Annotated in this window: 26 protein-coding genes and 1 tRNA gene; 13 read left to right on the top strand and 14 right to left on the bottom strand. The window is 63.5% G+C overall.

Annotation, left to right across the window (positions count from 1 at the left end; translation table 11 throughout):
* The first annotated feature begins 36 nt into the window (after nt 1-36).
* The 5 genes from tmk (at nt 37) to ACQCST_RS05095 (ending at nt 4,264) form a co-directional block, all read left to right on the top strand.
* Entirely contained in the window at nt 37-711 is a 675-nt protein-coding gene (gene tmk, locus ACQCST_RS05115; protein ID WP_426998246.1) for a dTMP kinase, read from the top strand.
* Nucleotides 708-1,850 (top strand): DNA polymerase III subunit delta', encoded by a 1,143-nt coding sequence (locus ACQCST_RS05110; protein ID WP_426998245.1) that lies wholly within the window; start codon nt 708-710, stop codon nt 1,848-1,850. The genes tmk and ACQCST_RS05110 overlap by 4 nt, the downstream gene beginning before the upstream one ends.
* Nucleotides 1,851-1,870: 20 nt before the next feature.
* On the top strand, nt 1,871-3,445 hold the full coding sequence (locus tag ACQCST_RS05105; RefSeq protein WP_426998244.1) for an alpha/beta hydrolase: 1,575 nt from the start codon (nt 1,871-1,873) through the stop codon (nt 3,443-3,445).
* A gap of 203 nt (nt 3,446-3,648) precedes the next feature.
* On the top strand, nt 3,649-4,014 hold the full coding sequence (locus tag ACQCST_RS05100) for a hypothetical protein (protein ID WP_426998243.1): 366 nt from the start codon (nt 3,649-3,651) through the stop codon (nt 4,012-4,014).
* 43 nt (nt 4,015-4,057) lie between these two features.
* On the top strand, nt 4,058-4,264 hold the full coding sequence (locus ACQCST_RS05095; RefSeq protein ID WP_426998242.1) for a hypothetical protein: 207 nt from the start codon (nt 4,058-4,060) through the stop codon (nt 4,262-4,264).
* A gap of 136 nt (nt 4,265-4,400) precedes the next feature.
* Here ACQCST_RS05095 and ACQCST_RS05090 read toward each other — a convergent pair whose 3' ends face one another.
* Together ACQCST_RS05090 and ACQCST_RS05085 are read right to left on the bottom strand one after the other, a co-directional pair.
* Nucleotides 4,401-5,567, bottom strand: coding sequence for a GGDEF domain-containing protein (locus ACQCST_RS05090; protein ID WP_426998241.1), 1,167 nt, complete (start codon nt 5,565-5,567; stop codon nt 4,401-4,403).
* A 124-nt stretch (nt 5,568-5,691) separates the two neighbouring features.
* Nucleotides 5,692-6,147: a response regulator transcription factor gene (locus tag ACQCST_RS05085; protein WP_426998240.1), complete on the bottom strand. Its 456-nt coding sequence runs from the start codon at nt 6,145-6,147 to the stop codon at nt 5,692-5,694.
* On the opposite strand from ACQCST_RS05085, the gene ACQCST_RS05080 reads away from it, so the two are divergent.
* From ACQCST_RS05080 to ACQCST_RS05070, 3 genes are all read left to right on the top strand, one after another.
* The gene (locus ACQCST_RS05080; RefSeq protein ID WP_426998239.1) at nt 6,029-6,340 is read left to right on the top strand and encodes an FAD-dependent oxidoreductase; all 312 of its coding nucleotides are present in this window, start codon (nt 6,029-6,031) and stop codon (nt 6,338-6,340) included. The two genes, ACQCST_RS05085 and ACQCST_RS05080, sit on opposite strands and share 119 nt — an antisense overlap.
* Nucleotides 6,289-7,359 (top strand): NAD(P)/FAD-dependent oxidoreductase, encoded by a 1,071-nt coding sequence (locus ACQCST_RS05075; RefSeq protein WP_426998238.1) that lies wholly within the window; start codon nt 6,289-6,291, stop codon nt 7,357-7,359. Before ACQCST_RS05080 ends, ACQCST_RS05075 begins: the two co-directional genes overlap by 52 nt.
* A gap of 212 nt (nt 7,360-7,571) precedes the next feature.
* Nucleotides 7,572-7,817: a hypothetical protein gene (locus tag ACQCST_RS05070; RefSeq protein WP_426998237.1), complete on the top strand. Its 246-nt coding sequence runs from the start codon at nt 7,572-7,574 to the stop codon at nt 7,815-7,817.
* A 122-nt stretch (nt 7,818-7,939) separates the two neighbouring features.
* Here the strand turns inward: ACQCST_RS05070 and ACQCST_RS05065 are convergent, their stop codons facing one another.
* The 4 genes from ACQCST_RS05065 to ACQCST_RS05050 form a co-directional block, all read right to left on the bottom strand.
* Nucleotides 7,940-8,272: a LapA family protein gene (locus ACQCST_RS05065; protein WP_426998236.1), complete on the bottom strand. Its 333-nt coding sequence runs from the start codon at nt 8,270-8,272 to the stop codon at nt 7,940-7,942.
* 75 nt (nt 8,273-8,347) lie between these two features.
* The gene (locus tag ACQCST_RS05060; protein WP_426998235.1) at nt 8,348-8,962 is read right to left on the bottom strand and encodes a hypothetical protein; all 615 of its coding nucleotides are present in this window, start codon (nt 8,960-8,962) and stop codon (nt 8,348-8,350) included.
* 966 nt (nt 8,963-9,928) lie between these two features.
* Entirely contained in the window at nt 9,929-10,363 is a 435-nt protein-coding gene (locus ACQCST_RS05055) for a hypothetical protein (protein WP_426998234.1), read from the bottom strand.
* Between the two features lie 294 nt (nt 10,364-10,657).
* Nucleotides 10,658-10,864 carry a hypothetical protein gene (locus ACQCST_RS05050; RefSeq protein ID WP_426998233.1) on the bottom strand — a complete coding sequence of 69 codons (207 nt, stop codon included), beginning with the start codon at nt 10,862-10,864 and terminating at the stop codon, nt 10,658-10,660.
* A 186-nt stretch (nt 10,865-11,050) separates the two neighbouring features.
* Here ACQCST_RS05050 and ACQCST_RS05045 point away from each other — a divergent pair, with 186 nt between their 5' ends.
* Nucleotides 11,051-11,557: a hypothetical protein gene (locus ACQCST_RS05045; protein WP_426998232.1), complete on the top strand. Its 507-nt coding sequence runs from the start codon at nt 11,051-11,053 to the stop codon at nt 11,555-11,557.
* 1,071 nt (nt 11,558-12,628) lie between these two features.
* Here the strand turns inward: ACQCST_RS05045 and ACQCST_RS05040 are convergent.
* Nucleotides 12,629-13,387 carry an HAD-IA family hydrolase gene (locus ACQCST_RS05040; protein WP_426998231.1) on the bottom strand — a complete coding sequence of 253 codons (759 nt, stop codon included), beginning with the start codon at nt 13,385-13,387 and terminating at the stop codon, nt 12,629-12,631.
* Nucleotides 13,388-13,616: 229 nt separating this feature from the next.
* Between ACQCST_RS05040 and ACQCST_RS05035 the strand changes: the two genes are divergently transcribed.
* Nucleotides 13,617-13,689: transfer RNA gene (locus ACQCST_RS05035), tRNA-Thr, on the top strand.
* A gap of 1,538 nt (nt 13,690-15,227) precedes the next feature.
* Here ACQCST_RS05035 and ACQCST_RS05030 read toward each other — a convergent pair.
* A complete protein-coding gene (locus tag ACQCST_RS05030) occupies nt 15,228-15,443 on the bottom strand; it encodes a hypothetical protein (protein WP_426998230.1) in 216 nt (71 codons plus the stop codon).
* Here ACQCST_RS05030 and ACQCST_RS05025 point away from each other — a divergent pair.
* The 3 genes from ACQCST_RS05025 (at nt 15,442) to ACQCST_RS05015 (ending at nt 17,595) form a co-directional block, all read left to right on the top strand.
* Complete coding sequence (locus tag ACQCST_RS05025; RefSeq protein ID WP_426998229.1) at nt 15,442-16,065, top strand: glycoside hydrolase family 16 protein; 624 nt, start codon at nt 15,442-15,444, stop codon at nt 16,063-16,065. The two genes, ACQCST_RS05030 and ACQCST_RS05025, sit on opposite strands and share 2 nt — an antisense overlap.
* 315 nt (nt 16,066-16,380) lie before the next feature.
* Nucleotides 16,381-17,322, top strand: coding sequence for a hypothetical protein (locus tag ACQCST_RS05020; RefSeq protein WP_426998228.1), 942 nt, complete (start codon nt 16,381-16,383; stop codon nt 17,320-17,322).
* A 39-nt stretch (nt 17,323-17,361) separates the two neighbouring features.
* On the top strand, nt 17,362-17,595 hold the full coding sequence (locus tag ACQCST_RS05015; RefSeq protein ID WP_426998227.1) for a hypothetical protein: 234 nt from the start codon (nt 17,362-17,364) through the stop codon (nt 17,593-17,595).
* Nucleotides 17,596-17,667: 72 nt separating this feature from the next.
* On the opposite strand, the gene ACQCST_RS05010 is transcribed toward ACQCST_RS05015, so the two are convergent.
* From ACQCST_RS05010 to ACQCST_RS04985, 6 genes are all read right to left on the bottom strand, one after another.
* Complete coding sequence (locus ACQCST_RS05010; RefSeq protein WP_426998226.1) at nt 17,668-18,513, bottom strand: aldo/keto reductase; 846 nt, start codon at nt 18,511-18,513, stop codon at nt 17,668-17,670.
* Between the two features lie 85 nt (nt 18,514-18,598).
* Nucleotides 18,599-19,054, bottom strand: coding sequence for a hypothetical protein (locus ACQCST_RS05005; RefSeq protein ID WP_426998225.1), 456 nt, complete (start codon nt 19,052-19,054; stop codon nt 18,599-18,601).
* A 6-nt stretch (nt 19,055-19,060) separates the two neighbouring features.
* Complete coding sequence (locus tag ACQCST_RS05000) at nt 19,061-19,711, bottom strand: bacterial proteasome activator family protein (RefSeq protein WP_426998224.1); 651 nt, start codon at nt 19,709-19,711, stop codon at nt 19,061-19,063.
* Nucleotides 19,712-19,723: 12 nt separating this feature from the next.
* Nucleotides 19,724-20,224, bottom strand: coding sequence for a GNAT family N-acetyltransferase (locus tag ACQCST_RS04995; protein ID WP_426998223.1), 501 nt, complete (start codon nt 20,222-20,224; stop codon nt 19,724-19,726).
* A 1-nt stretch (nt 20,225) separates the two neighbouring features.
* Nucleotides 20,226-20,492: a YbdD/YjiX family protein gene (locus ACQCST_RS04990; RefSeq protein ID WP_426998222.1), complete on the bottom strand. Its 267-nt coding sequence runs from the start codon at nt 20,490-20,492 to the stop codon at nt 20,226-20,228.
* Nucleotides 20,492-22,792 (bottom strand): carbon starvation CstA family protein, encoded by a 2,301-nt coding sequence (locus tag ACQCST_RS04985; RefSeq protein ID WP_426998221.1) that lies wholly within the window; start codon nt 22,790-22,792, stop codon nt 20,492-20,494. The genes ACQCST_RS04990 and ACQCST_RS04985 overlap by 1 nt, the downstream gene beginning before the upstream one ends.
* Nucleotides 22,793-22,857 lie beyond the last annotated feature (65 nt).

Here is a 22,857-nt window from a genome sequence, read left to right as displayed (position 1 = left end):
GGGAGCCCCGTGGGTGATTGTCGGTAGGCTAGACCAGTGATAACCAAGAGCCCCGGACTTTTCATCGCGTTTGAAGGTGGCGACGGCGCCGGAAAGTCCACGCAGGCAGCCCGGCTGGCCGAAGCCCTCGAATCCCGGGGGCTGACTGTGCTGCGGACGCGCGAACCCGGAGGAACACCCATCGGTGAGAAGCTGCGCTCGTTGGTGCTGGACCACGGCCATGGCCACATTGATGCCCACACGGAGGCCCTGATTTTCGCAGCGTCCCGTGCAGCCCATGCCGGCCAGGTCATCCGTCCCGCCCTTTCCCGCGGTGAAATAGTCCTGACGGACCGCTACATCGATTCGTCCGTGGCCTACCAGGGCGCCGGCCGGGATCTTGGCACGGAAGCTGTGCGCACCCTCAACGAGTGGGCTACCGATGGGCTGCAACCGGACCTCACCGTACTCCTTGACGTTGATCCGGCGGACGGCCGCCGCCGCCGCACCGCCGGAGACACGGCTGAAGATCGGATGGAATCCGAGGCCGATGAGTTCCACGCACGCATCCGGCAGGCATTCCTGGAGCTCGCCGACGCCCACCCGGACACTTATCTGGTTCTTGCAGCCCAGCTTTCCGTGGACGAACTCGCCGCCCGGATCCTGGACCGCGTGGACGCGCTCCTGGCAGCCCCCGGAGCCGCTGCCATGCGTGACCGGAGCACAGCGTGACCGTCTGGGACGACCTCCGGGGCCAGCCCGCCGTCGTCGCGCAATTGCGCCAGGCCTCGCGCGGCGACGGACTCACGCATGCCTGGCTGTTCACCGGCCCGCCGGGTTCCGGCCGCTCGAATGCCGCCAAAGCCTTTGCCGCAGCCCTTAACTGCGACCAGGACGATGTCTCCCTGCGGGGCTGCGGCGCGTGCGCTGCGTGCTTGACCATCTTGGGGGAAACCCATTCGGACGTCACCTACGTCCGCACCGAAAAGGTGACCATCACCATCGACGAAGCCCGCGAACTGGTTTCCAAGGCGGGCAACCGGCCGTCGTCCGGCCGCTGGCGGATCATCGTGGTGGAGGACGCCGACCGCATGGCCGAGCGCACCACCAATGTGTTGCTCAAGGCCATCGAGGAACCCACTCCCCGCACCATCTGGATGCTGTGTGCACCGTCGCCGGCTGACGTCCTGGTGACCATCCGTTCCCGCTGCCGCTCGGTGGCCCTGAGGCTTCCACCGGCCGCCGATGTCGCTGCCCTGCTGGTGAAGCGCGACGGCGTGGACCCGGCTCTCGCGGAGAGCGCAGCCCGCGCTGCCCAGAGCCACGTGGGGATCGCCCGCCGCCTGGCACGCGACGCCGATGCCCGTGAGCGGCGGCTGGAAACAGTCAGGTTCCCGCTGGGACTCAAGGGGGTCACCGCCGCTGTGATGATGGCAGAGAAGCTCGTGAAGATCGCCACGGAAGAAGCCAACAGCTCCAACGACGAACGCGATGCCGCCGAAAAAATCTCGCTGCTGGCCACGCTGGGCGCTCCCGAGTCCGGCACCCTGCCGCCCGCCATGCGGAGCCAGGTAAAACAGCTCGAGGACGACCAGAAACGCCGGGCCAAGCGGTCCGTCACCGACTCCCTTGACCGCACCCTCACGGATCTGCTGTCCTTCTACCGGGATGTGCTCATCATCCAGCTGGGGAACGCTGTGGAGCTGGTGAACGTTGAACTGAGGGGTGAGCTGGAGGACTTTGCCGGCAGGTCGACAGCTGAGAGCACGCTGGCACGAATGGACGCCATCAACAAGGCCCGCAAACGAATCACCACCACGAACGTCGCCCCCCTCTTGACCGTAGAGGCCATGGCCGCCAGCCTGATCTAGCATCATCCAAGGAGAAACGCATGAATTCTGCACGGCCCCTGCCCGCACTGTCCCGATCGGCGGCGATCGGAATGCGGGCCGCTGCAGCCATGGCATTGGCCATGGCATTGGCATCGTGCAGCATTCTGGGACTGTCCAATGACGACTCCGCGAAGGGTCCGTCCACCGGCCAGGCTGATTCGTCGATCGCCGCTTCCGCGCCGGATGGACTCAGGGACTTCTATTCGCAGCAGGTGGTCTGGTCGGCCTGTGAGAATGGCTTCCAGTGCGCCAAGGTCAAGGTCCCGCTGGACTACGGCAAGCCGGACGGCGACACCATTGAAATCGCAGCCCTCAAGGTATCCAGCACCGGCAAGAAGAGCGGCAGCCTGCTGGTCAACCCTGGCGGGCCGGGCGGATCAGGCTACGACTTTGTCAGGGACGCCGCCGAGAGCCATTTTTCCGACAAAGTGCGCGCCAACTACGACCTCGTCGGCTTTGACCCGCGCGGCGTCAAGCGTTCCGCTCCCGTCACATGCATGACGGACAAGGAACGCGACGACGCCCGCGCCAAGATCTATGCCCTGGACACGGATGCGGGTCTGACGGCTGCCCTCGCTGACAACAAGGCGATCGCCACCCAATGCGCTGAACAGACCGGCCCTGTGCTGGGACACCTCGACACCATCAGTGCAGCCAAAGACCTCGATGTCCTGCGCGCTGTGGTGAACGACGCCAAACTCAACTACCTGGGCTACTCCTACGGGACCTTCCTCGGTTCCACCTACGCATCGCTGTTTCCGGACAACGTGGGCCGGATGGTCCTGGATGGCGCCCTGGACCCCTCCATCAGCAACGAAGACCTCACCAGCGGCCAGGCCAAGGCGTTCGAAAAAGCCATCCGTGCGTATGTGGCCGATTGTCTCCAGCAAAGCGGCTGCCCCCTCAGCGGCAGCGTGGACGCCGGCGTGCAGCAGATCCGCGACGTCATCAATTCAGTGAACGAGAACCCTAAGACGGCCAAGGATGGCCGGGTGGTCAGTGGCAACCTCTTTGTCAGCGGACTCATCGTGCCCCTGTATAACGACGAAAGCTGGCCCGCGCTGACGCAGGCTTTGGATGCTTCCATGAGGGGAGACGCCAGCCCGATGCTGCGTCTGGCGGATCTCGGAGCCGACCGTGAGTCCAACGCGAGCTACTCCTCCAACTCAGTATTCGCATTCAACGCCGTGAACTGCCTGGACTACCCCATGGTCACTGACGTGGCCGGAATGCGCGCAGAAGAGCAGCGGCTGCGCCAGGACTCCCCGACGCTGGGCTACTTCTTCGCCTACGGAGGCGCCAACTGCGTGGACTGGCCCTACAAGAACGTGAGGACACCAGCCCCGGTGGAATATTCGGGCACGGCGCCGATTGTGGTTGTTGGCACCACAGGCGATCCCGCGACTCCGGTGGAGTGGGCGGCTTCCCTCCGCAAGCAGCTGGGGAACGCGTCCCTGCTGACGTGGAAGGGCGAGGGGCATACTGCCTACGGCCGCTCGAACAGCTGCATTGGGGACGCCGTGGACGGCTATCTGGTGGATGGGAAAGCTCCGGCGGACAACACGGTCTGCTAGGGCGTGTCTCCTAATGTCTGCATAGCCGGTTTTGGGACGAATGAGGTATATCTCGTAGTGCCGTTTTGACGAGTGCCCCGTGGGCGCGGATCGAGCCCCTGATGCCGAGCCGTCCGTCCGTCCGGGTATCTTGCCGGGACGATGGCCATCTGGCCGCCCAAGCTGGAGGAGTTTCATGAGCGACGCGGGCGCAGCTGCTGGCCGTGTCCGGGGCAACGATCGACAGGATGCTGAAGCCGACCCGGGACGGTGCGCGGATACTTGGCCTGTCCGGGACGAAACCCGGGCCGCTGCTGCGCAACTCGATCCAGGTCCGCAGGGCCGGGGATGAGCACGAGCAGGCGCCGAGGTTCGTTGAGGCGGATCTGGTGCTGCATTGCGGCCCGACGCTGGCGGGGGACTTCATCCGCTCCCTTACGGTCACCGATGTGTTCACCGGCTGGACGGAGAACATTGCCGTGAAGAACGGCGCCCACCGGTGGGTCATCGAGGCAATGACAGGCATCGAGGTCAGGCTGCCGTTCCCGCTCGTGGGCCTGGATACGGATTATGCCGACCTTTTGGCATAGCTCCAGCTCAGCGGGGTGAGCACGCACCCCGTACAAGCGGGTCATGGACTCAGCTGTCCTGCCACGGGAGCGCGCCAGCGAGTTCGCCCGGCTCGTCAACGACACCAACCCCGCCGAACTAACCCGCGCCATCAGCGCCATCCAACACAAACTCATCGCCCTGGCCAAAGACAAAACCAATGCCATCACCGCCGGCATTTCGCGAGCAGAAATAGCTGAGGCACCGGAACCTATTTCGCGAGCATCTTGACTTGAGGCATTACGCAGGGAGCCTGCAAGGGCACGGCCCGGGCTATTCCTCTGCATTCTCGGGCCGATGGTCATGCCTCAGCTGCTGCCGGGCGGACGGAGCATCCCGGTGGCCGAGGCAACAGGTGTTGCCGGGTTCAGTTCAGGGTTTCATCCGGAATTGTGGCGGCCAGGACCGCGCGGTTCCGGCCCAGTGATTTGGCCTGGTACAGGGCCGCGTCCGCGGAGCGGATCATCCCCTGAAGGTCAGGGCGCCCGGGACCGGCGGAACTGATGCCGTAGCTGACGGTGGGCAGCGGGGGGCTCCCCGGTGCCTGGGCCGCCTGAAGGAGCCGGCTTATTTCTGCCGCGATTTGTCGGGCGCGGTGCGGATTGGCTCCCGGTAAGAGGAGGATGAATTCCTCTCCGCCGTAGCGTCCGACGATGTCGGTGGAGCGGACGGTGCCGGTGCAGGCGGCCGCGAAGGCCTGGATGGCTGAGTCTCCGGCAGCGTGGCCGTACTCGTCGTTGACTGCCTTGAAGTGGTCAAGGTCGGCGAGAATCAGGGTGGCGGTGGTTTTGGTGCGGCGCAGCCGGTGCAGTTCATCGAGGGCCAGGTGCAGGAATGCGGTGCGGTTCAGAAGCCCCGTGAGGCCGTCGTACGTTGCCCGCATCCTGAGGTCCTGGGTTTGTTGTTCGTTGCTCAGCACGGCCATGCTGAAGGACACGACCACCAGAAGCACGGTGGTGGCCAGAGTGGTTGCCGGGGATCCGAAGTAGGCAAGAAACACCGGCCCGTGGGGGCCCTCCGCCATGAACGCCGCCCACCGGCCGAAGTAATAGGCCGCGAGGAGCGCGGACGCCGCTGCCATCGGCTGCTGGACGCGGGAGTAGCCGGGCGTCAGCAGCCACAGCTCGAGGGAAGCGAGGGCGATCATCAGCCCCATCAGGGCCAGGAAAACCGCGCCGCCTGACCAGTCATTGGCCGCGGGGTTGTCCACAGCGGAAGCCACGGCGGTGATGGCCGGGCCGGCTCCGAGCTGCCAGGCTGTGGGGCGGTCCGTTCTCAGCGACCGGGCACCTGCCCAGACGCTGGCGGCGCCCATCACCAGCAAGGAGTTTCCCAATGGATTAGCCCACACCTGATGAACGGTGCCGTCCAGGAGGTACGCGGCGGATCCGGTGAGAAACAGGGCAAGGGCGGCGCACCACCACGCGCTGTAGGCAGACCGGGTGCGGCGGAACGTGATGAAGTAAAACAGCAGGAGAAGTGTCAGCGTGACCACACCGGAAGCGACGCGCAGTGTCCCCGTGTCGAGCATCATTCGTGGTCCCCCCGGATTTGCCACCTTAGTGGCACTCAGTATTGCATCCGCGGGTGCGGGTGGCCCGGGATCTGACGTTTTCCGAAAGGTGTCGCCCGGAAGGGGTGGGAATGCGAAGATCGGCCTAAGGGCCGCCGGAGCGGGTTTTCCCGGAGAGTTCCGGCCGGACCGGCCACGGCCGGGCAGCCGGTGCCGTGAGCTGTTTCGGGCGGAAGGGTTTGGTCAGGTATGCCGCGGCGCCGGAAGCCAGGCCAGCCAGTTCGTCCCCGGGCCCGGCCCGGGCGGTGAGGAACATGATCGAGGCGCCGGAGATATTTCGAATGTGGCATGCGGCAACGAGGCCGTCGAGGTCCGGCAGGCCCAGATCACGGGTGATGAGGGCCAGGTCCGGTTTCCCGGCGGCGGCGATTCCGGCCGCGCCGGTGGATGCCGGGTGAACGTCGAATCCGGCTCCGGACAGGATGACGCTGACCAAACCCTGGATGTCCTCGTCGTCCTCGATGACCAGGCAAATACCTCGTGAACCCATGGACCCGTTACCTATCGCCTCCGTTGGGCGCAGGAGTAGTGTGCGGTTCATGGATGAGACATTCCCGGTTATCGTCGTCGGTGGCGGGTTCGCTGGCGTTACGACAGCCACACAGCTTGGCCTCAAAGGCATCGATGTGTTGCTTACCGATAAAAACAATTACCACCAGTTTCAACCGCTCCTGTCTCGGAGGTGGCGAGGCCATTTCGGGCCATCTTCCGCCGCTCGAACCGGGTCCGGGTAGTTACCGCCGAAGCAACCGCGATCGATCCGGCCGGATGCAGCGTTACCACATCCGATGGCGCTACATACCGGGCCAGGATACTGGTCCTCGCGGCTGGTGCAGTGCCGAACTTTTTTAATACCCCGGGCGCAGAAGAGTTTGCGCACCCACTGTACTCCGTCATCGATGCGGTCTCGCTGGGCAGCAACCTCACGAGCCTGCTCGACCACGCTGACAAGGAAACCGCGGGAGAGGTAAACATCGTCGTCATCGGCGGCGGGCCAACCGGCGTGGAAACCGCCGGCGCCATCGCGGAAAACGTCAAGTTCGTCCGACCCAGCTATTTCTCGTCCGGGCTGGCCGCCAGATGCCATGTTTACCTGGTGGATATGGTCCCGACCGTGCAGAACGCGTTTTCGGAAAAATCGCAATCGTACGCCAGGAAGCGCCTGGTCAAGGTCGGCGTCCGGCTACAACTGGGCGTCGGTGATACCGAGGTCAGCGCCGATGCCGTGACTCTGGCAGATGGAACAGTGCTGCCCTGCCGGATCGTGGTGTGGGCAGGAGGACTGGAGGCCGGGGCTGTCCTCGCCTGCTCGGGACTGGCGCACGGCAGAGGCGGCCGGATCGATGTTCAACCCGAACTTACGGCACGGGACTTCGAAGGAGTCTATGTTCTCGGGGACGCGGCAAACATGACCGATACGACAGGTGCACATCTGCCGCAATTGGGTTCCGTGGCCCAGCAGTCCGGTAAATGGGCAGCCCGCAACATCCATGCGGACCTGACGGGCGGTAAGCGAGAACCCTTCCGGTACTTCGACAAGGGATACATGGCCATGATCGGCAGCGGCGCTGCGGTCGCCGAGATCGAGCGCAAAAGGGTCCAGCTACAAGGACCGTTGGCCTTTGCCGCATGGCTTGGAGTGCATGCCACACTGCTCTCCGGGGGCCGACAAAGGATCGGGGCGCCCATTTCCTGGATCGAAGACTTTGTCTCCCCCGAACGATCACAGGTAATCGTCGGCCCTCCGGAATAACATGCTCCGACCCGGCGCCGCGGCCAGCTGGCCCATCGGCTCTGGTTTTACGCTTCCTCCCGGGCCGGGATCCGCCCGGCAGCCTTCCGGTACGCCTCGGTGATGTCGACCTCCACATCTTCGAGCTGGCCGAGAAGAGGCGAAGCAGGACGGTGTGGAGCATGTCATCACTAACCAGAACGGGCAGATCGCCAGCAAGAACAATGACGGCCATGAGCCCAGGAACGCTCCGGGCTGACCGTGACTGCTGCATTGCCGCCGCGGGTTCCGGATGGAAATTCCCCATGCAGAGCGCTCCTGAGACAGTGCCGGCAGCAGTCACCTGCCCCGACACCGAAACCGGGCCGTCCGGGCTTGTGGTGACGGTGGAGGCCTCAGGCCAACATCCTGCTGACTCGTGCAGAGCCGTGGCCCCGGCCGTGAGCCGGCTGATCGAGGAAATCATCGACACCACCTGATCGGACCCTGCCGTAGTTCCGGAGGTCTGGATGTGTCGTTACACATCACCGCCTTGCCCTCAGCCGAGTCCATATCAGCGACCCGGCGGGGCTGATCCTCACCAAACCGCGATCACCTAAATCTAATCAGGAACCCTACGGGCGCGGCGGGCGATTGCCCTGAGCTGGATAATTCGGGCGGCCCCAGCGACGGCTACGAGCACACCGCCACCCACCGCCCCGATGAATAGCGCGACGCCGAGGGAGACAGTCCCGGCCAGGCCGAAGTAGCGCAGTGTGACCATATCCTGATTCTGCAGGATGAACGCTATGAGCAGTATCAGCAGCACCAGTCCCACAGCCGTGGCAACCCAAGCCATGCCAGCCCGGGTGGTCCGGGGCTTCACACCCTTTGCAGGTGTTGCCGGCTTAGGGCCAAGTGGCTGGCTTCCGGGAACCGTAGGGTCTGTTGTCATGTCCGGGACCTCCCAATCTGGATACGCGGGAATTTTCGTGCGGATAGCCCTGCCAAGGGCACCAGAGCCTGCCTGTCACGAATCCGCAGGCGATTCCCCGGCAGCTGCACCACTGTCATTCCCGGGATCCGCCTCCGCGGGCGCCGCCTGGGCTGGCTTCGGTTCGGGGAAATGGCGCGTAGCACGCCGGATCAGGACAGCTGCGACGACAGCAGCTGCCAGCAGGCAGGCAACAACCTTCACATTTCTGCCTTTTCCTGACCGGCTCGCTGAGCGGTGGAGCTCTTTGGATGCCAACCGTGCGGCCCGAACGATCGCCTTCTGTCCGTCCTTGACTGCCCTTCTATTACCGGTCACGGCACCCAGGAAACCCTCAACACCTGCCGGTACCGGCGCCCTGGCCAGCTCATCGGCCAGATACTCAACTGTTGCCGCGAGGTTCCCCCTTACCTTCCGTCCGGCCATGCCTGCTTCGCGGGACGCTTTGACGCCTGCTTTCCCCAGGCCGTCCCGGAGTCCGGGGCCGAAATGGTCTAGCCGCCGGGCCAGCTCATCGGAGAGCCCATCCAGCTGATTTCTGATCCGTGGTGAGGCTTTATCCAGCCCGGCCTGGATTCTCACGAGGGAACGCTTCAGCGCCGCTTCGGCCGCGGGCGTGAACGGATGGTAGTCTGCCCTCTTTTTCACCATAGCGCCCTCCCGGTCCGCGGCTTTCTGCGACCAGACTACGCCGCACGCCCGGGGCGCGGTACCCATTGCAGGGCCATAGCCGGACAGAACTTCGATCAGCCGCATTCGCGCCAGGCCTTGCGTCCCCCTAAGTGATGAGGCGACGGCAGGGTGTCACACTTCCTTCCGCCGAACCTTTCGTTCGCTCCGCACAATTCCGCCGGTGAAATCAGTCCGGGTACATCCATGAATTCCGTGCGTTGCGACTTCGGGCGGACGCTGTGACTGTTCACCAGGATCGGCGGTCATCTCGCAGCTTGATCGCCAACGATATGATTCGGGCAGGCGTGCGCCCATGGGTGGGGCGGCGTGGGACGACAGGGCATAGATGGATGATCCGACAACGGCCGTGCTCAATCTGACGTTTCTGATGACGCTCGGCGCGGCGTTCCTGATGTTCCTTGGCCAGTTCGTAGTCTTCACGGGGCCATACTGGTGCCCGCCGGAACCGTGCGGCTGTTGGCACTCATCGGCCTGGCGCTGCTGGGAAGACTGCCGGAACATCGAAACCGTTGAGATCGTACCCGGTCAATTGATGCGCGCCATTCAATTTTCCGGGAGCGCTGAAGGGACCGACGCGTTTATGGGACGGCGGCGACTGGGGAACGCCTCGGTTTCAGGAGGCGCATCGCCGGCTGTTTCGTCGCCCTTGCCGTGGATTTTCTCCGCGGCATTGTGGATCTTGTCACCCAAGCCCATCGTGGTCCTCCTTATCAGGCCGTCTACGCTGGCGTGAATGCCGTCGAGACCGACACTTGAATTGTAGGGGCGATACCGCGCAGCAGCTATGGGTCCGGGCCCCCGACGACTGGCCCCCGCCCGGGGTTGGCAGCCCCGTCCTGGCATCTGTCCGACCCGGCCGGCACGATGGTGCAGGAAGCGTGAACATGACGCCTGCCGCTGTTGTGTGTGGCCGGATCCCGGGCCTTATACCGGGATCTCCATCTGGAAGCCGCAGCCGCACCGCAGGACCCGCGTCCTCAGGTACACGTCCAGGACCCCTTCGCCTGATTGTTCCGTGGTCACCGGGGCGTAGATGCTGCGCAGCTCGGAGCCCGCGGTGTGCATCGGTTCTCCACAGTGGATGTATTCGCCGCCAAACTCCAGAACACCGGACGCTGCGCCGGGGCCGGGCCGGTTCAGGATGGCCTCGACCTGCGGGACGGCCGCGGCATGGGCGTAGAAAAAATCGCATTCAACGCAGGTGTAGGACACCTGGACCATGCCGGTCTCGGGCGGCTTGAGGGCGTCCATGGATTCAATGATCAGGTGATCGTCCGTACGGCACTTGGCGCACCAGAGGCGCTGGCCGTGGGGCTGATGCGCACCGCCAGGTCTATAAGCATTGGAGATGGTCGACATTGACAGGCTCCTCGTCAGGGGAGATGTCCGCCCTTGATCTGACTGGGCTGTCCTCCCGGGATCAGGCTAACGCCGGGCGGATGCGCAGGCAAGCACAGTCCTCGGCACCGGCTCTTCCGCGCTGCGGAACTGCTGCCGCCCAGTGGCGGCAGTGCACGGCTCCGCCCAGCACGCCGTCGTCCTCGCAACCCTGGGCGCCATTGAGGCAGCCGTCAGCGGGACTGCCTCTCCACACGGGCAACCCATGCCCATGACGACAGCTGCTCATGCAGCCTTGGCCCCGGTTGGCGCAGGTCACTGCCAGGAGCGAAGCAGCCCGGCGTTCTGGTAGTTCATGCGGCTTTGGAGAGCCTCCAGCCGTTCCTGGGCTTCAGCAGCAATTTCTTCGATGCGGCGGGCCAGATCAGGGTCATCGTCGTAAGCGGCGACTCTGGAATAGGTCCTGTTGAAGGCCTCGATGTCCAGACGGAGTTCTTCAAGCTGATCGTCATCGTTTCCCATCGGGCAAGCCTACTCGCGGCAGAAAAGCCAGGCACCGGCACGCGCGTACCGGAAGCCTTCACCAAACTACCGAAAGAGGATGTTGCCCCGGCCACTTGGCACCGCCGGCCATTCCATGGTGGCGAGGCAGGTTTTGTTGTTACTGGTGTTATATCCACTGCCGCCAGCGGAAAGAGGCAGGTCACCATGGATTCAGGCCAGCTGATGTGGATCGTCATCGTCATAGCACTCGTAATTGTTGGCGTGGTGATCTTCTTCGGCCGCAAGTGGAAGCTGAAGACTGACCGGCGTCGGGCGGTAGAGATGCGCCAGACCGCGAAGACAGATGAACTCGGCGCACGGGAGGGTGAAGCCAAAGCATCCCGGGCCGAAGCGGACGCCAAACAGGCCGAGGTAGATGCCGAACGCCTCCGCCGAGAGGCTCACGATCGTCAGGAGGACGCCCAGACTGTTCGTGAGCGTTCACAGGAACGGGTACGGGAAGCAGACGAACTGGATCCGGATGTTGATGCCGGCGGATGCCAGGACGCGCCGACCGTTGAGAGGCAGCCGCCGCCAGGACGAGCCAGAGGATCCTCGAATGTTCTTCCTCGGAGGGGGCTGGTTCCTTCTTTGAACTTCCTGATCTGGGTGGGCGTGGTGCTGTTGATCCTCGCGGTCATCGGTTACTTCTTCGGGCGCAGGAGGATCTGAAAGCCTGAACATCCAGGTTCTGCGAAGACTCGGTTTGCAGCGGTCCCCCCCTGGCAAGCTCCACAGTGGCGGCCCACCGCTCATCGAGCCCGCCGGCGACGGAGCCAAACCCGCTGCCATAATCTGTGTTTCGACATTTCAGTCGGGAGATGAGTTTCGGTGCCCGGTTGGGCACGACAACCGCATTCCCCAGTGCCATGGTGCTGGGCACTGGGGAATGGTCACTGGTCACCGGAAATCCGGTTAGCGGCATACACTCACCAGACGGATTCACCCGCGAGAGCCCATCGTGAGGTGCCCCCAACCCTCCATACCCAAAGACGCGTGTGCGGAATATGATCTAGCTCCCACCCCACAATGGGAAAGAAGCGATGATGCGCGGAATTGACAGACGCAGACTAGGCGGACGCGGAATTGGCCTCATAGGCGCGGTCTATCTGGCCATCGGTCTTTGGTCGCCGCCACCCACGGATACCTCGTGGCCTGTGGAACATCCCCGGCAATATCATGGAAGACCTGGCAGCGATCCTCCACTGGCCGCCCGTCGACGATGGGATATGTGTGGCTACGCGGTCTGGTCCGGGCCGCCGTAATCGGTCCATGACTCCAAAATGCGCATGCTCCACAGCCCGCTCCGACCGCCGGGATGCGTCTCGGAGACATCCGATCCTGCCGCTCGAGGTGAGCCACTCCCCCCGTCCTTGCACGGATCCGTGCTGTGTCGATAAGTCGTCTCGCGGATAGGGACGTACGGGGTTCAGGCCGCCTTCTTGCTGGCAGCCTCGCGGGCCGGCCAGACGGGCTGTCAGCTCTGTGACGGCCGTTTCCTTGTCGGCGGTGGTGCGGTGCAGCTCCGCGACGAGTTCAGCCTGCTCCAGATCCTTTTCCTCCGCCGCCCACGGGGACTCCAGGGCGGCTTGGCGCTGTCCGGCCCGCTCAGTGGCTTCTACACACAGCCCAGTCAGGCGGTTGGCCAGCTCGATCACGCTGATCTGCGGCGCGGCTTACACGCGGACTTCGGCTGACTGGGTTATCGACGGTACTAGCCCGCACTGCGCCCTCTTGCGGGCATCAGTTCCGGCGGCTAGATGCGTGGCGTTCCAGGAGGGCGGGCAGATCCTTGATGGAAGGTACGACCGCGGTGGCCCCTGCGGCGCGGAGAGCCGCCTCCGGGTGCGCCCCGGTAAGCACCCCCGCCACCACGCTTGCACCCGCGCGGAGCCCTGAATGGATATCAGCGCTGGTGTCACCCACTACGGCGACTTCACGCACATCATCCAGGTCAAGGGCCAGTACGGCAGTCAGGATCATGTCAGGGTGCGGCCGGCCGCGGCCCGCGTCTGCCGGACACAGGCTCAGATCGGCCAGGCCCATCCAACCGAGCGACTCCAGCACCATGTTCTGTGTGTGGCGCCCGAAGCCGGTGGCGAGGCACACCTTGATACCGGCATCCCGCAGCCACCCAATGGCGTCCTCGGCGCCCGGAACTGCCCGGATCCCGCCGTCGGAAATCAGTGCATCGCAGTTGAGCTCAAACATCCGGTTGGCGCTCTGGGCCTTGGAGGGAGCCTCAAAGAGGTGGCTGAAAACCGTCATCTTGGAGATGCCGGATGTGTCGCGCGCATAGCCGAGCATGCTTTCGAACTCAACAGACCCCGCAGCAACTCCTTGTTCCACCAGAGTGCGGGACATGGCCCGCTCCATCAGGCCGCCATCGAAGACCGTGGTGCCCACCATGGCCAGGACGGCCAGTCTGACATCATGGCCTCCAGGTGCCGGCGACCCGGTCTGTAATACCGGAGTGCGTTCGGTCCCGTTGTTCAACGTCATTGCCAAGCTCCTTCGCCGGTGAGTGGCCGGATACCCGCAGCCACATGCTCTCTCCAGCATGTTGGGGCTGGCCGATCACCGGCTGAACCGGATCCGACCTCGGGATGAATATCCTGACAACGGCAAACGTGCGCGTGGGAGGCGGACCCATTTTGACCCGGGTGCCGGGACTCGATTACAGTTGACTCTTGCATGATCCGGCTGGTGTTTCCGGCCATTTTCATGCGGTGCTTCCTTAGCTCAGTCGGTAGAGCGTTTCACTCGTAATGAAAAGGTCATCAGTTCGATTCTGATAGGAAGCTCGGGAGAGAACCCCTGGAAATCAAAGATTTCCGGGGGTTCTTTTGCTGGCTCCTGACATATTGCGTTGGCCGAGCATTCCCCGTCATTTGGTGCGATTTCCAGCGATTTCGTCACTTTGATGGTTCATTTCATATTCCATTGACGGCATATCACAGATGCAGGTATGCAGGCGTCCGGAGTTATACCAGCGGACCCATCGGGCCGTCTCGGTCTCGACCTGCTGGCATCGGTGACCAGCAGGGTCTCCTTGGATATGGAGCCCCTCCAGCCAAGGATCCGACCCGAGGCAGCGTCGGGGACCAAGACATATAGCAGCACCCGATGCAGGTCCACAGAAATCGGCTTTCAGGGTCTTGACGGCCCTTGTGGGCCGTGATGCCGGCAACTATCTGGTGTGTGCCCGGTCGCTCTCGGTGACCGTGACACCGGTCCGGTGCCGTTCTCAACCTCGTTCTGCGCGATCCAGGACCGCACGGGCTGCTCACTGATGCCCACCAGCTCAGCCAGATGCCGCACCGGAGGCGGCATGTCTGTTGAAGCGCCAGATTTTCCCTGTGGGACCGTCCGTTGTGCCGTACACGCCTGTGTACTTCACATGCTGCCCGGTCCTGAGCCGGTCAAGACTCATACTTACTAAGCTTCCGCAAGTGTGACGCGACCGGATTTCCTATCTTGATCAATCCGTTATAACGTCTATGACCATGCGCTGCTGACCTAGTCATCTTGGTCTAAGCGGCCTGCTGAGTCGGGCCGTAAGGAAAAACCTTGTAATGAAAAGGTCATCAGTTCGATTCTGAAAGGAAGCTCGCTTCCGGCCACCCATCGCTGAATGCGATGGGGGTTGCATTCTGCATCCATCCGTTGGTGTGGACCATACCCATGGTCTATGCCGGCTTTGTTTATGCTGGTCTCAGGCACGGTTGGTCCCATAAGTTACTTCCCGGTCCTCCTGCGTGCCATTTTCCGGTGCTCCGCCGTACTGGGCACCGACTTGTCATGAGCCGCAAGCGGACGATGACATAGGCGCAAAGCCGCGCGCCTGACCCACCCAGCGTGGAGCCGAATGCAACCCTAGCCACCGGGACGTAGCGGGCATCAAGACGTACGACAAGTCTGCTTCTGCCCGCGTGCGAAAGGGGCGCCCCAACGCGCCCTGTGCATGCCGCAATCCACCGTTTGCTGGCCAAGGCCAGCACTGGTTCCGCACTGACCAAGAACTTATTGGCGTGCATCCGAGGCGTGCAGACAAACCATCTAGAAGGGAATGCCATGACCAACACGGCGAAGCTCTACGAACAGTTATTGAAGTCACCGCGCGAAAAGGCGTTCACAACCAATCGGGACCGGGACACTGCCGGGATCTTCAGCATGGCGGTTGCCTGAATATGAAGCGTATACTTGCGATTCTTGCCGCCCCCGTACTCGCTTTGACAGGTTGCGCGGTAGCGGGCCCGTCGAACCTCGAATCGGTAGACAGGGCGGCTCAGGTGGCCCCTACCAATGACTCCACCGCCGCAGCTGCCGCTGCGGCCAAGGTTCAGGCCAGGTCCGACGCGAAGGCGGCGGCCCAACTCCCGTCGCCCACTCCGACCGCAACCGCGACGCCCGCTCCAACTACGACGGCTACCGCGTCGCCCGCTCCAACCGCGACCGCATCGCCCGCTCCAACCGCAACAGCGTCACCCACTCCGACCACAACCGCGGCGTCATCATCTACGCCAATACCTAACGGCCCGGCCGGAAATTGGGCCATGGCGTTCAATGATGAATTCAGCGCGCCCGCCCTCGACACCAATAAGTGGGCACCGGACTGGTTCTCTCCGGCCGGCACAATGAACAACGTCGTCACGGACCCCGCGAACGTCGCTGTCGCCAATGGTGAACTGGTCTTGACTTTGAAGGACTCGACACACGGCGCGTTGGTCAGTTCCAACCCTAACGGCGGTGCGAAACCAGGTTTTCAGTTCACCTACGGTTACGCTGAAGCCCGCATGTACTTCCCTGGCTCGAATTCAACGATCTATAACTGGCCTGCCTGGTGGACTGACGGGCAGTCATGGCCTACTAACGGGGAAATCGACATTGCCGAAGGCCTTGGGACGATGACCTCCAACTTCCACTCCTCTTCCGGTGCCAATAACTCCGGCACGATTCCCGGTACTTGGTCGGCTGGCTACCACACGTACGGCGTCAACCGCTTGCCTGGCAAGAACGACGTCTATTTCGACGGGAATCTCGTTCGTTCCTACGCTACGAACGATTCCGGGGCACCTCAGTACTTCATCATCAATGTCGGCGCCAGCAATCAAGCCGTGTATGGAGCTGCATCCCAGGTTAAGGTTGACTACGTGCGCTATTTCACGGCGGCACCGTAACAGACTAGACCAATCGTCGTGGGGTTCTGAGGGCGATGTGCATCGCAAGCGCCTCGAGCCTCTTTGAATCGGCAGTTTGCAGCGCCGGTCGCGTTACCTCATCCCAGAGGTAACGCGACCGGCGCTGTCGTGCTGGCGAAACTTCTCCGCCTCTTGGCAGTTCGCGCGGAGTCCGCCCACCCAGCACCGCTCCCAGGCCAGGCCAGGCCAAAGCTACAAGCACAACCTCCGAAGCCGCGGCAGCTGTGCTCAGCCCGGGCAGCCGGAGTCCCACGGCGTCCGTCGGTTTGGTTCCTTTGAACTTATGATGTCCGCATGGGTGGAGATCGGCTGGCGGACATAGCGAGGAGTCTTTACACGCTGCCGCTTGGCGATTTTGTGGCGGCCCGCACCTCGGCTGCCAGGAGTGCTGCAACCGAGTTCGGGGCCACCCTGGCCGCGGAGGTCCGCACTCTTCCAAAACCATCCGTTGCGGCCTGGGCACTGAACATGCTCATTGCGCACTGCCCGGAGAAGGTCAGCAAGCTGGCCGGGATCGGGGAATCCATGCGGGCGGCACAGCTCGCGCTGGATGCCGGGACACTGCGTGGACTCGCGCAGCAGAGACGGAAGGCGATATCGGAGGCAATGGAGGCCGTACGGACGGTGGCCGAACAGCAGGGCCGCAGGATCAGTGGTCCGGTGGCCAGCGGCGTGGAACAGACTCTCAGGGCCGCTGTTGCCGATGAGCGAGCGGCGGCAGCCATCCGGAGCGGTCGGCTCCTGCGCGTGCTGTCGGCCGACGGGTTGGACAGGGTGGACCTCAATGGTGCCGTCGCCGTGCCATCAGCAGCAGTCGCGCCCGCAGTGAATGACGAGCGGGCTTCCGCGGACACCGCCCCGGGCCAACTCCCGAAGACTGACAAACCGCTGCTCCGGATAGTGGCGGGCGAGCGGCGCGCACCTGCATCGGCCATTGAAAAGTCCTCCGCCGCACTTGCTGAGGCGGAGAATGCGGCCCGCGCCGCCGTCGAAGAAGTGAAAAAACACGAAGAACGGCTGGAGTCTGCGTCAGCGGCAGTGGCGAGGCTGGCGGATTCGACGCACCGGTTACGGGAAAGACTCACCGCGATGGACGCCGAGTTCGCGACAGCCCGACGGCGGCGCGACTCAGCCGCCGCGGGGCTCCAGCAGGCATCCCGGGCGGCAGGCAGGATGCGGCGGGCAGAGATGCTGGCCAGAGAACGTGTGTTCCGGCTCCGCAACACGCAGGACTGAAACCCTTATATTGTCAGTGGCTCCCTGCACACTGGATTTATGGAAAAGAACCCCAGACACCAGCATAGGCAGACAGGAATCTCCGGTAGTGAGGCCGCCGCCCAGCAGGAAATCCACGTCACGTACTTCGACTCAGATTGCGGCCGGATCCGGACCGAAATTTTCGACGACGCCGCGTCGGCCGAGCATTTCGCCAGCCGGACAGTGTCCAACGAGCAGGAGTGGGTCACCATTGACTTTGTCGCCCCGCTGCGGGACCGCCTGGCCGCCTGAATATCGCTTCGGCTCCGCGTCCTTCCCCGACCAGGCCGGTGCCCCGGCTGGGCGGGGCAGGGCCGGGCTGGGCTAAGCGAAGTCGGACACCGCCGGATCCGGGCCGATCCGGCCAGCCCCTGCGGCAGAGCGGTCCAGTCCGTTGATTGCCTCGATATCGGAGGCATCCAGCGTCAGATCCAGGGAAGCATAGTTCTCGTGGATGCGGGATTCAGTCACAGACTTGGGAATCACCACATTCCCGATGGCGAGGTGCCACGCGATGACAAGCTGCGCCGGGGTGGCGTTGTGCTTGGCGGCGATTCCGGCAACCACGGCGTCTTCAAGGAGTTCACCGCCCTGGCCCAGCGGCGACCACGCCTGCGTCAGAATTCCCTTGGACGCTCCGAATGCGCGAAGCTCACTCTGGCTGAAGTACGGGTGCAGTTCGATCTGGTTAATGGCGGGCACCACACCGGTCTCATCGATGAGGCGCTGCAGGCCTTCAACCGTGAAGTTGGAAACCCCGATGGATTTAACCCTGCCGCGCTTCTGGAGCTCGATCAGTGCCTTCCATGTGTCTACGTACTTGTCCTGCTTGGGCTGAAGCCAGTGGATGAGGTACATATCCAGGGTTTCCAGGCCCAGGCGCTCCATGGATTCTTCAAATGCCTGCAGAGTGGATTCGTAGCCCTGGTCCGCGTTCCACAGCTTGGTAGTGATGAAGATTTCCTCGGGCTTGAGTCCTGAGCCTGCAATCGCCCGGCCCACACCGGATTCGTTGCCGTAGATCTTGGCGGTGTCGATGTGGCGGAAGCCGGCTTCGAACGCCTGGAAGACGACTTTTTCGGCGACGTCGTCTTCAACCTGCCACACCCCATAACCGAGCTGGGGGATGGTGTTGCCGTCGTTGAATGTCAGTGTTGGTGAAAGTGTCATTCGTTCATCCTGCCAAAGGCGAGCCCCACACGTCAGCGAAAACGCGCGACTAAGCCGCCCGCTTAAGCCGGAATATCCTGCGGGGTCAGCAGTCTGCTGCGGCTTCAGCGAGGCGGCGTTCGGCGTCGGCGATCTGTTCAAACACGGATTCAGCGCGCCGCCGCACGGACACGGCGCCCACCGGAACGGGCCCGACGGCAAGCCGAAGCATGGCGGCGGCTTCGGCCGTGGTGGCCAGGGAGTTGCCAGCTTTGGACAGCGAACGGTGCACCCCGGCCAGGGCCCCGGGAATATCCAAACCGTCACTCGGCGAAACCCTCTGCGCCTCAACACACACGGCCCGTACCCGCACGGAAAGCCCGGCAAGTTGGTTCGCCACGTCAACAAGTTCGCCGTAAAGCTCCTCGTCCTCCACGCCTTCCAGCACCTGGTGATACCGGTCCAGACCGCGATGGAAGCGGTCATGGGCGCGGCGCCACAGTCCCTTGCCAAGTTCGACGTCGTCCTTCCGCCCTTGCCGGGCGGCCGTGAAGAACCCCAAGCGGACCTACAGGTACTGACCGGGGCCGTGGTCCGGGTCCACCGGCCGCCCCGGCTTCAACGGATCGGCGCCGGGCCGCGGCATACCAGCCCGTTGCGGCTCGCCGTTCTCACCGATCACAACACCGGGGGCAATGACGGTCCCGGCGGGCAGCTGCCTGAGCTGCAGCTGAGCGACCGCATGGTCGCGGGCAGCGTGCTGGGCCGCTATGGCGGTCTGGATGCCGTGAAACAGCCCCTCCAGCCAGCCCACCAATTGTGCCTGGGCAATGCGGAGTTCGGAATCCGAGGGCGTGGAGTTCTCCGGGAACGGCAGGCTGATCCGTTCCAGCTCTTCCACCAGTTCCGGCGCAAGCCCGTCCTCGAGTTCCTTAATGGACCGCTCATGGATTTCAGCAAGGCGGCCACGGGCAGCATCATCCAACGGGGCAGACCTCACCTCTTCAAGCAACTGCCTGATCATGGTGCCGATCCGCATCACCTTGGCAGGCTCGTCCACAAGGTCCTGAAGGTTGCTTCCCTTCGGTGCTGTGCGTGCCGACGGCGCCGGTACCGTGGCAGGTCCGCCGTTGTCCAGCGGGGTGCCCTCCATGGGGACGTCTTCACCGGCCTGGGAATCGTTACGGGTGCCGGGCTGAGTGTCATTCGGATCGCTCATGCGTTCATACTCTCACGAGCCCGGGACGGGTCCAGTCGATGAAGCTGCTTGTCGCGGAAGGACCTTGACCAGTATTTCGCCCTCATCTGCCACGAAGCCGCATCGCCGATAGAAACCCACCGCGTAAGTATTGGCAGGGACCCAGACTTCCGCAACACCGTGGTCCCGCATCCAGGCTTCCATGACCCCCACCATGGCACTGCCGACCCCTTTCCGGCGCCATTCCCTGTGGGTTCCCATTTCCATCAGGAGGATTTCGGCCCACGGGCCGGACGTCCGACGGCGCTGCACGCAACAATGCAGAAACCCCACTATCCGCCCGTCCGCCTCAGCCAGCCAGAAGAGGACGGTGGGATCCCCCAGGAAGTCCCTGGCGCCGTCGGCCGTTAAAGCGCCCGACGGCGCCTCTGTGGGATCCTCGTCAAACAGGTTGTCGGTTTCGGAAAGACTGTTGAACAGTTCTGCATCCGCCGGACCGATCCTGCGGATGGATACGCCGCCGGGCGTTTGCATGTCAGCAGCACCTGCCCTGCGGATTGGTGTCCTGGCGGTCGGTCCGGTCCCGCCAGAACGCCTTTTCGGTCAGCGGCGGGCCGCCGTGTTCCGTACAGCCGTGTTCCGTACAGCCGTGTTCCGTACAGCTGTGTTCCGTACAGCCGTGTTCCGTTGAAGCGTGATGTTCGAGGTACTTCTGGTAGGCGTCCGCGCCCATCACTCCCCCCACATACCGGGAGAACGCCCGGAAACCGTCGGCGGCGGCGCCCACAGGACCTGCCGCCATCAGTGGTGCCCGGACCTGTCGGTCCGCAGATCGGCAGGAAGTTTGTCCCATTCGGCCATCAGCTGGCGCTCTGCTGCGGTGGGGATCATTCCTGCCGGTGCGTAGACGCGTGAGGCTCGCGGCCGGTCCTCGTTGTCGATATTGGGAGTGCCGGCGGCGCTGTTGCGGAAGGCCTTCACGGTGGCAAGGACTGCCGTAAGAATCACGATGATGCTGAGCACCACAAAGATCACGGACAGCCAGCCCTGGATCATGGTATTGCGGACCACAGCTTCCATGGCCGCCACGGTCTTGGCGGTGCCGAAGGAGGTCTTGCCGTCTTCGAGTGCCTTGGAGAACGCCGCGTTGTTGGCGAAATACCCCACAGCGGGAACCGGTGAGAAGATCTTCTGGAAGCTGGCGGTGATGGTAACAACGGCCGCGAACGCCAGGGGAACAGCAACGATCCACAGGTACTTGAAAGCACCACGTTTGGCGGCGATGGCCATGCAGACCGCGAGCGCTATGGCAGCGAGGAGCTGGTTGGCGATGCCGAACAGCGGGAACAGCGTGTTGATGCCGCCGAGCGGATCCGTCACTCCCATCAGGAGCACGGCGCCCCACGCACCCACCATCACAGCTGTGCAGAGCCAGGCCCCGGGACGCCAGGAGGCTTCCTTGAACTTGGGCACAAAGTTACCGATCGAGTCCTGCAGCATAAACCGCGCAACCCGGGTGCCGGCGTCGACGGCGGTCAGTATGAACAGTGCTTCGAACATAATGGCAAAGTGGTACCAGAAGGCCATCATGGCGGTGCCGCCGATGAACTGCTGCATGATGTGCGCCAGGCCAACCGCCAAGGTCGGGGCGCCGCCGGAGCGCGAGATAATGCTCTGCTCGCCCACGTTGGCGGCGGTCTGGGCCAGGACATCCGGAGTGATGTTGACGCCGGCAAGGCCCAGGCTGTTAACCCAGGCCGCAGCCGTTTCCACCGTGCCGCCGGTCAGCGCAAGCGGAGCGTTCATGGCGAAGTAGATGCCACGGTCAATGGAGATGGCAGCCACCAGCGCCATGATGGCCACGAAGGACTCCATCAGCATGCCGCCGTAGCCGATAAATCGGGCCTGGCGTTCCTTCTCGATCAGCTTGGGCGTGGTGCCCGAAGCGATCAGGGCGTGGAAGCCGGACAGCGCACCGCAGGCGATGGTGACGAACAGGAACGGGAACAGTGCGCCGGAGAACACCGGCCCGTTGTCACGGCTGGCGAACTCGCTGAAAGCCGGGACGGTGATTTCCGGGCGGACCACAATGATGGCCAGCGCCAGCATCACAATCACACCGATCTTCATAAACGTGGAGAGGTAGTCCCGTGGTGCCAGCAGCAGCCAGACGGGCAGGATCGCCGCGATGAAACCGTACACAATCAGGCCCCAGGCAATGGTGACCTTGTCCAGGTGGAAGAACGCGGCACCCCATTCGGTGCCTGCCACGGCACCGCCGCCGATGATCGCCGCCATCAGCAGCACAAAGCCGATGAGGGAAACTTCCATCACCTTGCCCGGCCGGATGAACCGCAGATACACGCCCATAAACAGTGCAATGGGAATGGTCATGCCCACCGAGAAGACACCCCAGGGGCTTTCACCCAGGGCATTCACCACAACGAGCGCCAGAATGGCGACGATGATCACCATGATCAGCAGGGTGGCCACCAATGCGGCCGTCCCGCCGATGACGCCAAGTTCTTCGCGGGCCATCTGGCCCAGCGAACGCCCGCCGCGGCGCATGGAGAAGAACATGACCAGGTAGTCCTGGACCGCCCCGGCCAGCACGACGCCGATGATGATCCAGATAGTGCCCGGCAAATACCCCATCTGGGCTGCGATGATGGGCCCCACCAGCGGGCCCGCCCCCGCGATGGCGGCAAAGTGGTGTCCGAACAGGACGTTGCGGTCAGTGCGGACGTAGTCCTTGCCGTCGGCCTTGTATTCCGCCGGGGTGGCGCGCCGGTCATTGGGCTTGAGGAGGTACTTTTCGATGATCTTGGAGTAGAACCTGTAGCCGATGAGATAGGTGCACACGGAGGCGAACACGAACCAGATGGCATTGACGGTTTCACCCCTCACAATCGCCAGCATGAACCAGGCAACACCGCCCAGCAACGCAATGGCCGCCCAGAGAGCAATCTTGCCGGGTGTCCATTTCCGGTCCCCGGCGTCGAGGACGGACTCGTCCAAGGATGTTGGCGGCAGCGACGGGTCCGGCTCGATTCCGTCGTCAATTGTGGTGGTCCGTGCCGTGTCATCAGGCATTCTGCCCATGTCTCCTCCTCGAGAGCCCCAGCTGATTGATCTGTTCCAAGGCACCCTACCAACGCCGGGTGCCT

Origin of the sequence: Pseudarthrobacter sp. N5 (genome assembly GCF_050157035.1) — a bacterium.
Lineage (GTDB): Bacteria > Actinomycetota > Actinomycetes > Actinomycetales > Micrococcaceae > Arthrobacter.
Note: the sequence above shows the minus strand (reverse complement) of the source record. Positions and strands in the feature narration are given on the sequence as shown.

What these genes read in the sequence shown, in the direction of transcription:
- ACQCST_RS05040 (WP_426998231.1), bottom strand. Translation starts at nt 13,387, where the DNA reads ATGACGTTGAACAACGGGACCGAACGCACTCCGGTATTACAGACCGGG.
- ACQCST_RS05020 (WP_426998228.1), top strand. Translation starts at nt 16,381, where the DNA reads ATGGGTGGAGATCGGCTGGCGGACATAGCGAGGAGTCTTTACACGCTG.
- ACQCST_RS04995 (WP_426998223.1), bottom strand. Translation starts at nt 20,224, where the DNA reads ATGCAAACGCCCGGCGGCGTATCCATCCGCAGGATCGGTCCGGCGGAT.
- ACQCST_RS05000 (WP_426998224.1), bottom strand. Translation starts at nt 19,711, where the DNA reads ATGAGCGATCCGAATGACACTCAGCCCGGCACCCGTAACGATTCCCAG.
- ACQCST_RS05085 (WP_426998240.1), bottom strand. Translation starts at nt 6,147, where the DNA reads ATGAACCGCACACTACTCCTGCGCCCAACGGAGGCGATAGGTAACGGG.
- ACQCST_RS05090 (WP_426998241.1), bottom strand. Translation starts at nt 5,567, where the DNA reads ATGATGCTCGACACGGGGACACTGCGCGTCGCTTCCGGTGTGGTCACG.
- ACQCST_RS05060 (WP_426998235.1), bottom strand. Translation starts at nt 8,962, where the DNA reads ATGGTGAAAAAGAGGGCAGACTACCATCCGTTCACGCCCGCGGCCGAA.
- ACQCST_RS05055 (WP_426998234.1), bottom strand. Translation starts at nt 10,363, where the DNA reads ATGTCGACCATCTCCAATGCTTATAGACCTGGCGGTGCGCATCAGCCC.
- ACQCST_RS05095 (WP_426998242.1), top strand. Translation starts at nt 4,058, where the DNA reads ATGGACTCAGCTGTCCTGCCACGGGAGCGCGCCAGCGAGTTCGCCCGG.
- ACQCST_RS05050 (WP_426998233.1), bottom strand. Translation starts at nt 10,864, where the DNA reads ATGGGAAACGATGACGATCAGCTTGAAGAACTCCGTCTGGACATCGAG.
- ACQCST_RS05030 (WP_426998230.1), bottom strand. Translation starts at nt 15,443, where the DNA reads ATGGCCCAATTTCCGGCCGGGCCGTTAGGTATTGGCGTAGATGATGAC.
- ACQCST_RS05045 (WP_426998232.1), top strand. Translation starts at nt 11,051, where the DNA reads ATGGATTCAGGCCAGCTGATGTGGATCGTCATCGTCATAGCACTCGTA.
- ACQCST_RS05010 (WP_426998226.1), bottom strand. Translation starts at nt 18,513, where the DNA reads ATGACACTTTCACCAACACTGACATTCAACGACGGCAACACCATCCCC.
- ACQCST_RS05025 (WP_426998229.1), top strand. Translation starts at nt 15,442, where the DNA reads ATGGCGTTCAATGATGAATTCAGCGCGCCCGCCCTCGACACCAATAAG.
- ACQCST_RS05015 (WP_426998227.1), top strand. Translation starts at nt 17,362, where the DNA reads ATGGAAAAGAACCCCAGACACCAGCATAGGCAGACAGGAATCTCCGGT.
- ACQCST_RS05080 (WP_426998239.1), top strand. Translation starts at nt 6,029, where the DNA reads ATGACGCTGACCAAACCCTGGATGTCCTCGTCGTCCTCGATGACCAGG.
- ACQCST_RS04985 (WP_426998221.1), bottom strand. Translation starts at nt 22,792, where the DNA reads ATGGGCAGAATGCCTGATGACACGGCACGGACCACCACAATTGACGAC.
- ACQCST_RS04990 (WP_426998222.1), bottom strand. Translation starts at nt 20,492, where the DNA reads ATGGCGGCAGGTCCTGTGGGCGCCGCCGCCGACGGTTTCCGGGCGTTC.
- ACQCST_RS05105 (WP_426998244.1), top strand. Translation starts at nt 1,871, where the DNA reads ATGAATTCTGCACGGCCCCTGCCCGCACTGTCCCGATCGGCGGCGATC.
- ACQCST_RS05070 (WP_426998237.1), top strand. Translation starts at nt 7,572, where the DNA reads ATGAGCCCAGGAACGCTCCGGGCTGACCGTGACTGCTGCATTGCCGCC.
- ACQCST_RS05065 (WP_426998236.1), bottom strand. Translation starts at nt 8,272, where the DNA reads ATGACAACAGACCCTACGGTTCCCGGAAGCCAGCCACTTGGCCCTAAG.